Annotated in this window: 10 protein-coding genes; all 10 read right to left on the bottom strand. The window is 60.4% G+C overall.

Annotation, left to right across the window (positions count from 1 at the left end; all coding sequences use genetic code 11):
* Window positions 1-392 precede the first annotated feature (392 nt).
* The 10 genes from ACS4RS_RS08330 to ACS4RS_RS08285 all read right to left on the bottom strand — a co-directional run bounded on the left by ACS4RS_RS08330 (window position 393) and on the right by ACS4RS_RS08285 (window position 10,216).
* Entirely contained in the window at window positions 393-557 is a 165-nt protein-coding gene (locus ACS4RS_RS08330; protein ID WP_439011353.1) for a hypothetical protein, read from the bottom strand.
* Window positions 558-717: 160 nt separating this feature from the next.
* The gene (locus ACS4RS_RS08325) at window positions 718-906 is read right to left on the bottom strand and encodes a hypothetical protein (protein ID WP_439011354.1); all 189 of its coding nucleotides are present in this window, start codon (window positions 904-906) and stop codon (window positions 718-720) included.
* A 162-nt stretch (window positions 907-1,068) separates the two neighbouring features.
* The gene (locus ACS4RS_RS08320) at window positions 1,069-1,818 is read right to left on the bottom strand and encodes an ATP-binding cassette domain-containing protein (RefSeq protein ID WP_439011355.1); all 750 of its coding nucleotides are present in this window, start codon (window positions 1,816-1,818) and stop codon (window positions 1,069-1,071) included.
* Window positions 1,815-2,648 (bottom strand): ATP-binding cassette domain-containing protein, encoded by an 834-nt coding sequence (locus ACS4RS_RS08315; protein ID WP_439011356.1) that lies wholly within the window; start codon window positions 2,646-2,648, stop codon window positions 1,815-1,817. The genes ACS4RS_RS08320 and ACS4RS_RS08315 overlap by 4 nt, the downstream gene beginning before the upstream one ends.
* Window positions 2,645-3,580, bottom strand: coding sequence for an ABC transporter permease subunit (locus ACS4RS_RS08310; RefSeq protein WP_439011357.1), 936 nt, complete (start codon window positions 3,578-3,580; stop codon window positions 2,645-2,647). The genes ACS4RS_RS08315 and ACS4RS_RS08310 overlap by 4 nt, the downstream gene beginning before the upstream one ends.
* The gene (locus tag ACS4RS_RS08305) at window positions 3,577-4,644 is read right to left on the bottom strand and encodes an ABC transporter permease subunit (RefSeq protein WP_439011358.1); all 1,068 of its coding nucleotides are present in this window, start codon (window positions 4,642-4,644) and stop codon (window positions 3,577-3,579) included. Before ACS4RS_RS08305 ends, ACS4RS_RS08310 begins: the two co-directional genes overlap by 4 nt.
* Window positions 4,645-4,662: 18 nt before the next feature.
* On the bottom strand, window positions 4,663-6,306 hold the full coding sequence (locus ACS4RS_RS08300; protein ID WP_439011359.1) for an ABC transporter substrate-binding protein: 1,644 nt from the start codon (window positions 6,304-6,306) through the stop codon (window positions 4,663-4,665).
* Between the two features lie 100 nt (window positions 6,307-6,406).
* Window positions 6,407-7,465, bottom strand: a complete 1,059-nt coding sequence (locus tag ACS4RS_RS08295) for a membrane dipeptidase (RefSeq protein WP_439011360.1) — start codon at window positions 7,463-7,465, stop codon at window positions 6,407-6,409.
* A gap of 149 nt (window positions 7,466-7,614) precedes the next feature.
* Window positions 7,615-8,640, bottom strand: a complete 1,026-nt coding sequence (locus ACS4RS_RS08290) for an ABC transporter permease subunit (protein ID WP_439011361.1) — start codon at window positions 8,638-8,640, stop codon at window positions 7,615-7,617.
* A 34-nt stretch (window positions 8,641-8,674) separates the two neighbouring features.
* Window positions 8,675-10,216 carry an ATP-binding cassette domain-containing protein gene (locus tag ACS4RS_RS08285; RefSeq protein ID WP_439011362.1) on the bottom strand — a complete coding sequence of 514 codons (1,542 nt, stop codon included), beginning with the start codon at window positions 10,214-10,216 and terminating at the stop codon, window positions 8,675-8,677.
* Between the last annotated feature and the right edge of the window lies 1 nt (window position 10,217).

Below are 10,217 nucleotides of genomic sequence, written 5' to 3'. Positions count from 1 at the left end.
CAGGGCGCGGCCCGAAAGGTGATCAAGGCCATCGATACCCTCTCCGCGAAAGCCATGTCGAAAATTGGACACCTTCGGAATAATTCAAGTCAAGAGGCATGAGCGGCGCGCCCGGCAAGCTTGGGACGTGTGTGAACCACACGATGCCCGCCCCGGTTCCGGCAGTGCAAGAACTCTTGGATTTTGGGAGAAGATGCGTGATCTCGGATGGTATCATCGGTTCGAAAACGACGACATGCAGACATCAGATCGAAAATGCGTCGCACGAGGAAGTTCGATGCGGCGCTCGGGATGAAATGAAGAATTACGGAAGAACGAAGAGGGTATCGGATGCCGATCAACCGGGCGAAAACGCCGCAACGCCGGCATTTGCCGACGTCTAAATTCGCCGATCAGCCGACGACGCCGCAAACCACCGCCACGACGAACAGGAATGCCGCCGTAAAGATTGCTCCATGGAGCACAGTTTGAAGCCTGTGGCGTGTGGTCAGCGACTTCTTGGTCTCTACGGAACCGTACTGGTTCACGTGAGCATGCGAAATACCCAGGTCTGCCATATGTCGCCTCCGTTGTTTTTCAGCGGCCGGTTGTGCGGCTCGCGTTGATATTCGTATATTCTCTATCAAGTAGGTAGAGATAAATTTCCGTCCAGAGCGAACGAAAGAGAAAATTCAACCAGCCCTTTTATTAGCTCGTCTTTTTAGCAGACCCGCCTATTTAGCAGAGCGTGCGCCATGCCCAGATCCACGAACGCTCGACGCTGTCCTCGGTCTGAGACGGGTTGGCGGGGGTCTCGATCAGCCGACGATCCTTTTCCGCAGGCATGGAGGCCGAAACCCGTTCCCGGCGATCTGCTCTCACGGGAGGATCGAGGTAGCCCATGGTCATCCCACCGAGAAAGAACACGCCTCAACCTCCATCGATCACGAAAGCTAACAATCGTTAACAGGATCATGACAGAAGCGGGGCTGCTGTCAATAGTCTAGTTGAATGGTCGTCTTTTAGGGAAATCTTATCCTTAACGCCGCCGCTGGTCTTTTCTTTTCAAAGGTTTGAAAAGATTGGCTTTCAGGCTTTGACGAACCCCTTGCTGGCGATCATCAAATTTCTCGTATAGTCCTCATGAACCGCACCCTCCGCCAATTCCCGGGAGCTCAGCCGCTCGACGACGGCGCCGTTGCGCATCACCGCCAGCCTATCGCACATGTGGGTGACGACGCCGAGGTCATGGCTCACCATTACGAAGGTGAGCTTGCGGTCGCGCCGGATCTGCTCCAGGAGGTTCAGCACCTCGGCCTGCACCGAGGCGTCGAGCGCCGAGGTCGGCTCGTCGAGCAGCAGGATTGATGGCTCGACGATCAATGCCCGGGCGATCGCCACACGCTGCCGCTGACCGCCAGAGAGCTGGTGCGGATAACGGAAACGGAAACCATTGCCGAGGCCGACCTCGTCGAGCGAGCGTTCGATGCGCCTCTCGCCATCGGCAATGCCGTGAATCACAAGCGGTTCGAGCAGAAGCCGGTCGATGGTCTGGCGCGGATGCAGCGAACCATAGGGGTCCTGGAAGACCATCTGCACGCGACGATAGAAGATTTTGCTGCGCTTCGAACCCTTCAGCGCTTCGCCGTCGATGCGGATCGCCCCGCTGCTGATCGGCGCAAGGCCGGCGACAGCGCGCAGCAAGGTCGATTTTCCCGAGCCGGATTCACCGACGAGGCCAAAGGATTCGCCGCGTTCGACCGCAACGCTGACGTCCTTCAGCGCATGAAATTCATCGTAGACGACGCTGAGATTGTCGATCTCGAGAGCTGCGCTCATACCGCCCACTCCGGCTTGCGGTCGAGCACCGGCAGCGGATGACGGTTCGAGCCGATCTCGGGCATGCAGTTCAGCAGCCCTTGCGTATAGGGATGCTGCGCATGTTTGAGATCGGCGGCTGCGAGCTCCTCGACGATCTTTCCGGCATACATGACGATCACCCGGTCGCAGAAGGAGGAAACCAGCCTGAGATCATGGGAGACGAAGATCAGCCCCATGCCGCGGTCAGCCACCAGCCTGTCCATGATTCTGAGCACATCGAGCTGCACCGTCACGTCGAGCGCCGAGGTCGGCTCGTCGGCGATCAGCAGTTCGGGTCCGGCAATCAGCATCATGGCGATCATCGCACGCTGCCCCATGCCGCCCGAAACCTCGTGCGGATGCAGGTCGAAGACGCGTTTCGGGTCGCGGATCTGCACCGCCTCCAGCATGGCGAGCGCCCGCTCGCGCGCCTCCGCCTTGCCGACCTTTTCATGCGTGCGCAGCGTTTCGCAGATCTGCCGCCCGATCGTCATCACAGGATCGAGCGAATATTTCGGATCCTGCAGGATCATGGCGATGCGCTTGCCGCGCAGCCGGCGCCTTTCGCCGGCGGAAGCCTTGAGCAGGTCGATGCCGTTGAAATCCAGCCTGTCGGCGGTGACGATGCCATGTGTCGGCGTCAGCCCCATGATCGCCCGGCCGGTCTGCGACTTGCCGGAACCGGATTCGCCGACGATGCCGAGCCTTTCCTTGCCGAGCGTGAAGGAGACGCCGCGAACGGCCTCGATCACCCCGGTGCGGGTGGGATAGCTGACCTTGAGATTGTCGACCGTCAGAAGTGTCGTCACTGGCCGGCCTCCTTCGGATCGAGTGCGTCCCGCAAGCCGTCGCCGAGCAGATTGAAGCCGAGGCTGACGATGAGGATGGCGATACCGGGCATCGCGGCGACCCACCATTGATCGAGGATGAAGCGCCGCCCGGAGGCGATCATCGCCCCCCATTCCGGCAGCGGCGGCTGCGCACCGAGACCGAGGAAGCCGAGACCGGCGGCCGTCAGGATGATGCCCGCCATGTCGAGCGTCACCCGCACGATCAGCGAGGAAATGCAGAGCGGCATGACATGCCGCACGATGATGCGCAGCGGCGAGGCGCCCATCAGCTTTACCGCCGAGATATAGTCGGAGCGCCGGACCGTCAGCGTCTCGGCACGGGCGATGCGGGCATAGGGTGGCCAGGATGTGATGGCGATGGCGATGATCGCATTCTGGATACCGGGGCCGAGTGCCGCGACGAAGGCGAGCGCCAATACCAGCTTCGGAAAGGCGAGGAAAATATCGGTGATGCGCATCAGCGTCGCATCGGCCCAGCCTCCGGCATATCCGGAAACCGTGCCGACAATCAGCCCGATCGGCGCCGAGATGACGGCGACCAGCACGATGACGAGCAGCGTCAAACGCGATCCGTAGATCAGCCGCGAAAAGATATCGCGGCCCTGGTCGTCGGTGCCGAGCAGGAACCCATCCGTTCCCGGCGGCAGCAGCCGTGCATTGCGCAGATCGCCGACGACGGGATCATGGGTGGCGATGAGATTGGCAAACGCGGCGACGAAAAGCAGCGCGATGATGATCAGCAGGCCGACGACGGCAAGCCGGTTGGCCGTGAACTGCCGCCACGTGACGTAAGCGCGACCGAGACGAGCCTGCAGGCGTGATTGCGGTCGGTCGGACAGCAGCCATTCGCGGCGGCTCATCGCAGGAGATGGGCTGGCGGGAGCGGTCATCGGTTTCGCGTCCTCGGGTCGAGCGTCCGGTAGAGAAGATCGGACAGAAGGTTGATGCCGATGAAGACAGTGCCGATGACGATGGTGCCGCCGAGTACGGCGTTCATATCGGCGTTCTGCAGCGAATTGGTAATGTAGAGGCCGATGCCCGGCCAGGAAAAGACGGTCTCGGTCAGCACCGATCCTTCGAGCAGGCCGGCATAGGAAAGCGCGATGACGGTGACCAGCGGCACGGCGGCATTGCGCAGCGCATGGCCCCAGATCACCCGCATTTCCGAAAGCCCCTTGGCGCGCGCGGCGACGATATATTCCTGGGAAAGCTCGTTCAGCATGAAGCTGCGCGTCATGCGGCTGATATAGGCGAGCGAGAAATAGCCGAGCAGCGATGCCGGCAGGATGATGTGGCGGAAGACGTCGTAGAAGACATCCCATTGCCCCTGCCAGGCGCTGTCCAGCAGATACAAGCCGGTGATCGGCGTGAACGTATATTCGAAGACGATGTCGATGCGGCCGGGAAAAGCCACCCAGCGCAGTTGCGCATAAAAAATGACGAGCGAAATCAGCGCCAGCCAGAAGATCGGTACCGAATAACCGACCAGGCCGACAACGCGCACGACCTGGTCGGCGATGCTGCCGCGGCGCACGGCGGCGAGAACGCCGAGCGGCACGCCGACGAAAGCGCCGATCAGCGTTCCGAGCGTCGCAAGCTCGATCGTTGCCGGCAGGACACGGCGGATATCGACCATGACGGGATTGGTCGTCAGCACCGAATTGCCGAAATCACCGGACAGGATGCCTTTGATATAGATAAAGAACTGCTGATAGAGCGGCAGGTTGAAGCCCATTTCCTGGCGCACCCGCTCGACGACATGGTTGGGCGCGCGGTCGCCAAGAATAGCGAGCACGGGATCAATCGGCACGACGCGGCCGATGAAGAAGGTGACGGCCAGCAGGCCGAGATAGGTGGTGACGGCGGCAAACAGGAACCGCCCCAGCGCCTTTGCAAAGGCCCTAGCACGGCCCTTTCGGGGCCGCGCCTCTGACGTAGTTTCGACGGTGCTCAAGCGATCGATCCTGCCGGACTATTCCTTGGCGATCGGACCGACGAAATTGGTATCGAAGCTCGGACCCAGCTTGAAGTCCTTGAGGTTCTTGCGGTAACCGGCCACTTCGGTCTGCTGGAAGATGAAGACGAAGGGACTGTTTGCCAGGTACTTCTTCTGGATATCCTGATATATGGCGGCGCGCTTGGCGGCATCACGTTCGAGAAGCGCTGCCTTGGCTTCCTTGTCGAGCTCCGGCGCCTCCCAGGCATTGCGCCATGCAAGCGTCTTCACTGTGCCGGCATCGGAATTGTCGGGATTGCCGGTAAAGGTATCGGCATTGGAATTCGGGTCGAAATAGTCCGAACCCCACTGGCCGATATACATATCATGGGTGCGGGCACGGTATTTGGTCAGCGTCTGTTTGCCGTCACCCGGGATGATTTCCATCTTCACGCCGGCCTGCGCCAGCGTCTGCTGCATGGATTCGGCGATACCGGTCACCGGTTGGTTGTTGCGCACGTCCATGGTGATCGAGAAACCGTCGGGCACGCCCGCCTTGGCCAGCAGTTCCTTGGCCTTGGCGACATCGAGCTTGTAGGGGTTTTCGTCAAGCGCGCCGAGTTGGCCTTTCGGCAGGAAAGTCTGGTGGATTTCACCGATACCCTTGATCAAGGTCGCGCCGATCGCATCATAGTCGACCAGATATTTGAAGGCTTCCTGCACCTCGGGCTTCTTCAGGTTCTCGTTCTTGTTGTTGAGGCTGACATAATAGATCGTGCCCTTCGGCGCACTTGTCGTCGCGAGATCGGCATTCTTCGAAACGGCGTCGATGTCGCCAGGCTCGAGGTTGCGGGCGATGTCGATATCGCCAGCTTCGAGCGCCAGCCGCTGGGCAGCACTTTCCTTCATGTAGCGATAGATAACGCGGTTCAGCTTTGCCTTGTCGCCGTAATAATTGTCGTTCCGCTCGAGAACGACCACTTCATTGGCGCGCCATTCGCGCAGCTTGTAGGCGCCGGAGCCGGCATAGCCGGTCTTCAGCCATTCATTGCCGAAATCATTGTCGTATTTGTGCTCGGCATCGGGCGTCACCGCCTTCAGGTGCTCCATCACCAGCTTCTTGTCGACGACGGAGGCAACCGTCGCCGTCAGGCAGTTGAGAACGAAACTCGGCGCATAGGCCTTGTCGACGGTAAAGACGAAGGTCCCGGCATCGGCCGCCTTCGCTTTTTCGGTGACGTTGTCGCCTGTCAGGCCGAACTGGGTGAGAATGAAGGCCGGGCTCTTGTCGAGCTTGACGGCGCGTTCGAACGACCAGGCGACGTCTTCGGCGGTGATCGGGTTGCCGGATGCGAATTTCATGCCGGATTTCAGCTTGAATGTATAGGTCAGACCGTCGTCGGAAACGTTCCAGCTCTCGGCCAAATCGCCCTTCACCTTGGACGTGTCGTCCATGTCGAGACGGACGAGCAGGCTGTAGCTGTTGCTGGTGACTTCGGCGGTCGAAAGCTCGAACGCCTCGCCCGGGTCCATCGTGATGATGTCGTCGATGGCAAACCCCTCGACCAGCGTATCCTTGGGTGTCTCGGCGAAGGCGGAGGGTGCTGCCATCATCAGGAGCGAAAGAGCAGCTCCCGTGGAAAGCATGCGGAAATTGCGGCTGAGCTTGGTCATCATCATGGTCTGTTCCCCTGTTCTTGATTGATTACGAAGCGTTTTGTTGGTCATGCCTCATTAAACCTATTGTCCATTCCTGGTGCGTCCAGAGGCGCACAGCGCTTTAGGCGCCGTCCTCCCGCCAGGCTTGTGCGAGGATGCGAAGCCAATTTTCACGGGCAAGTTTCGTGAGATCGGCCTCACCATAACCAACCTCCCGGAGAGCGGCAATCAGCTTCTGATTGCCGCTGGCATCACCGATTTCCTCAGGAATGGTGGCCCCGTCGAAGTCCGATCCGAGGCCCACGCAATCGATGCCGATGCGGTTCACCAGATAGTCGATGTGGCGGATCACGTCGGCAAGCGGCGTATTGCTGTCCGAGCGGCCGTCGGGACGCAGCATCGCGGTGGCATAATTGATGCCGACGAGCCCGCGTCTTTCTCGGATTGCATCGAGCTGCCTGTCCGTCAGATTGCGCGCGACCGGCGTCAAGGCGTGGGCATTGGAATGGCTGGCGACCAGTGGCTGCTCGGTCGTCCTCGCCACATCCCAGAAACCTTTTTCGGTGATATGGGCAAGGTCGATCACGATACCGAGGCGATTGCATTCCCGCACCAGCGCGAAACCGGCATCGGTGAGGCCGGGCCCCGTGTCCGGCGACATTGGGAAGGCGAAGGGCACACCGTAACCGAAGACGTTGTGCCGGCTCCAGACCGGCCCGAGCGACCGCAACCCGGCTGCGTAGAAGACTTCGAGCGCCGCAAGATCGGCGCCGATCGCCTCGCAGCCTTCCATATGCATGACGGCGGCAAAAATGTCGTCCGCCATGGCGCCGCGGATATCCTTCACCGTCCGGCAGAGCTGCCAGGCGCCGGCCTGGTCGAGCCGCAGTGCGATCGCCGCCATTTCAGTGGCAATGGCGAGCGACGGCAGCGGATCGAGAGGCGCCGCCATTGGCGTGATATAACGGCCGTCGGCATCCGGATCGGCAAAGACCAGATCGCCCGAGGGAATATATATGGCGCAAAGACCGCCCGAAAGGCCGCCCTCCCTGGCCCGGCGCGCGTCGATATGCCCGACCGTCGTGCCGTCTGCAAATTCCGCGATCGGATCGCTGCCGTCTTTTGAATGTGTCCAGAGTCGAAGGAGAACGTCGTTGTGACCGTCAAATACGAATTGCATCTGTTTTCCTGCGCTGCCCGAGCGGGAAGACCAGAATAGAAAAGCTGACGGAATTCGCTACCTCTTTTTTATAAATCTGTTCTCACGCTCCAAAAACGGAACGGGGGCCGAAGCCCCCGCAAAAACAATTCGGATCGCACCGCCTGAGATCAGTGCTTGCGGCGCTTCTTCTGCCGGTAGACGTCGATGACCACAGCCGCGACGATGATCAGACCTTTGACGATCTCCTGGTAATAGGCGTCGATCCTGAGGAAGGTGAAGCCTGATGTCATGACGCCGAGGATGATGGTGCCGATGACGGTGCCGGTGATGCGCCCGACGCCGCCGGTGAGCGAGGTGCCGCCGATGACGGTCGCGGCGATCGCATCGAGTTCATATCCGACGCCCATGCTGGCCTGCGCGGTTTCCGCGCGTGCCGCCGTGACGATACCGGCAAGGCCGGCAAGCAATCCCGCGATCACATAGACCTTGACGAGATGCGCCTCGATGTTGATGCCGGAGACGCGGGCAGCCTGCGGGTTGGCGCCGATGGCATAGGTGAACTTTCCGTAACGGGTGTAGCGCAGCGCGATATGAAAGATCAGCGCAACGACCAGGAAGACGACGACCGGCCAGGCCTTGGTTCCGATGAAGTGAAACTGCTCGGTGATCCCGGAAACCGGCTGTCCCTTCGTATACCACTTCGCCACACCGCGGGCCGAAACGAACATGCCGAGCGTTGCAATGAACGGCGGGATTTTCGTGTAGGCGATAAGCGCGCCGTTCGCCAGACCGGCGGCGGCCCCGATCAAGAGGCCGACCACGATCGGCACGAAAGCCGGGAGGTCGGTCAGCGAGGGAAAGACCGCCCTTCCCCAGGTCGACGACTGGGCGAAGCTTGTCGCAATCATCGCCGTCATGCCGACAACCGAGCCCGAGGAAAGATCGATGCCGCCGGTGATGATGACCTGCGTGACGCCGACGGCGATGATGCCGATAACGGAGACCTGCAGGATCATGATCGTCAGGCGCTGCGAATTCATCAGGAAGCTCTGGCCGATGAACATCCAGCCAAGTACTTCATAGATGAGCGCGATGCCGACGAGCACGAGGAAAATGCTGAGCTCGGTCGGTATGCGCCGCCGCCTCTGCCGGGTTGCGAGCGGAGCCGCGCCCTCTACTGCCTTGGTACTCATGTCAAACCTCCCTTGGGCGATCGCCGACGGCGCATCACTGCGCAGCCAGTTCCATCACCTTGATCTGCGTTGCTTCATCGCGATTGAGGAAACCGGTCACGCGCCCCTCATGCATGACCATGATGCGGTCGCTCATCCCGAGAACCTCGGGCATCTCGGACGAGATCATAATCACCGCCACGCCGTTTCGCGCCATGTCGGTGACCAGCCGGTGGATTTCCGCCTTGGCACCGACATCGATGCCGCGCGTCGGCTCGTCGAGGATGAGGATCCGCGGATTGGTGAGCAGCCAGCGCCCGATCAGCACCTTCTGCTGATTGCCGCCCGAAAGATTTTCCACCCGCTCGTAAAGATTGGGCGTCTTCACCCGCAGCTTTTTTGCCATGTCTTCGCAGGTCGCCTCGATTGCGCCCTGCTGCACGAAGCCGCCCTTGACATATCTGTCCTGCAGAACGGCGATCTGCATGTTTTCGAGTATATCGAGGATCAGCAGACAGCCGGTGTCCTTGCGGTCCTCGGTCAGGAACGCCATCCGGTTGCGGATGGCCTCGGTCGGCGAAGAAATCGTCACCGGCTTGCCGTAGAGTTCGATCGAGCCCGAGCTTGCCGGCGTCACGCCAAACAGCGTTTCGGCGACATTCGAGCGCCCGGAACCGACAAGGCCGGCCACGCCGAGGATCTCGCCCGCCCTCACCTCGAAGGAGACGTCCCTGAAGACGCCGTTGAGGCATAGATCCTTGACCGAGAGCATCACCTCGCCGATCGGCACCTCTTCCTTGGGGAACATCTGGGTGATCTCGCGCCCGACCATCATCCGGATGATGTCGTCGCGGGTGACATCGGTCGAGGCATGCGTGCCGATATAACGGCCGTCACGGAAGACCGAGAACTCGTCGGCGATCTCGAAAAGCTCGTTCATCTTGTGGGTGATATAGACGATGCCGATGCCCTGCGCCCTGAGGTCGCGGATGATACGGAAAAGATGTTCGACCTCGCGCTCCGTCAGCGCCGAGGTCGGCTCGTCCATGATCAGCACGTCGGAATTATAGGAAACCGCCTTGGCGATCTCGACCATCTGGCGATTGGCGACCGACAGGTACCGGACCTCGATATCGGGATCGATTGATATATTGAGCCGGGCAAACAACTCTTCGGTCATGCGATGCATGACGCCGTGATCGACGAAACCGAAGCGGTTCTTCGGTTCGCGGCGGATCCAGATATTTTCGGCGACCGTCATGAACGGCATCAGGTTCAGCTCCTGATGGATCATGGCGATGCCGTTCTCCAGCGCGTCGAGCGGAGATTTCAGCTGGATCTCGATGCCTTTCAGCCGGATATCGCCTTTATCGGGCGTATAGATGCCGGCGAGGATCTTCATCAGCGTCGATTTGCCGGCGCCGTTTTCGCCCATCAGCGCATGCACCGAGGCGCGCTTCAGCCGGAACTGCACATCGTCGAGGGCGACGACACCTGGAAATTCCTTGCGAACGCCTTCGGCGCTCAACAGATATTCCGCATTCGGAACTGCACCGCTTGCGCGCACGGCGGCCATGGTTGTCGGGCTGACGGCCATA

It is taken from the genome of Rhizobium sp. F40D2 (assembly GCF_051810745.2).
Classification (GTDB): Bacteria; Pseudomonadota; Alphaproteobacteria; order Rhizobiales; family Rhizobiaceae; genus Rhizobium.
This window is presented reverse-complemented; position numbering and strand designations above follow the sequence as displayed.

What these genes read in the sequence shown, in the direction of transcription:
- ACS4RS_RS08330 (WP_439011353.1), bottom strand. Translation starts at nt 557, where the DNA reads ATGGCAGACCTGGGTATTTCGCATGCTCACGTGAACCAGTACGGTTCC.
- ACS4RS_RS08320 (WP_439011355.1), bottom strand. Translation starts at nt 1,818, where the DNA reads ATGAGCGCAGCTCTCGAGATCGACAATCTCAGCGTCGTCTACGATGAA.
- ACS4RS_RS08310 (WP_439011357.1), bottom strand. Translation starts at nt 3,580, where the DNA reads ATGACCGCTCCCGCCAGCCCATCTCCTGCGATGAGCCGCCGCGAATGG.
- ACS4RS_RS08300 (WP_439011359.1), bottom strand. Translation starts at nt 6,306, where the DNA reads ATGATGATGACCAAGCTCAGCCGCAATTTCCGCATGCTTTCCACGGGA.
- ACS4RS_RS08295 (WP_439011360.1), bottom strand. Translation starts at nt 7,465, where the DNA reads ATGCAATTCGTATTTGACGGTCACAACGACGTTCTCCTTCGACTCTGG.
- ACS4RS_RS08290 (WP_439011361.1), bottom strand. Translation starts at nt 8,640, where the DNA reads ATGAGTACCAAGGCAGTAGAGGGCGCGGCTCCGCTCGCAACCCGGCAG.
- ACS4RS_RS08285 (WP_439011362.1), bottom strand. Translation starts at nt 10,216, where the DNA reads ATGGCCGTCAGCCCGACAACCATGGCCGCCGTGCGCGCAAGCGGTGCA.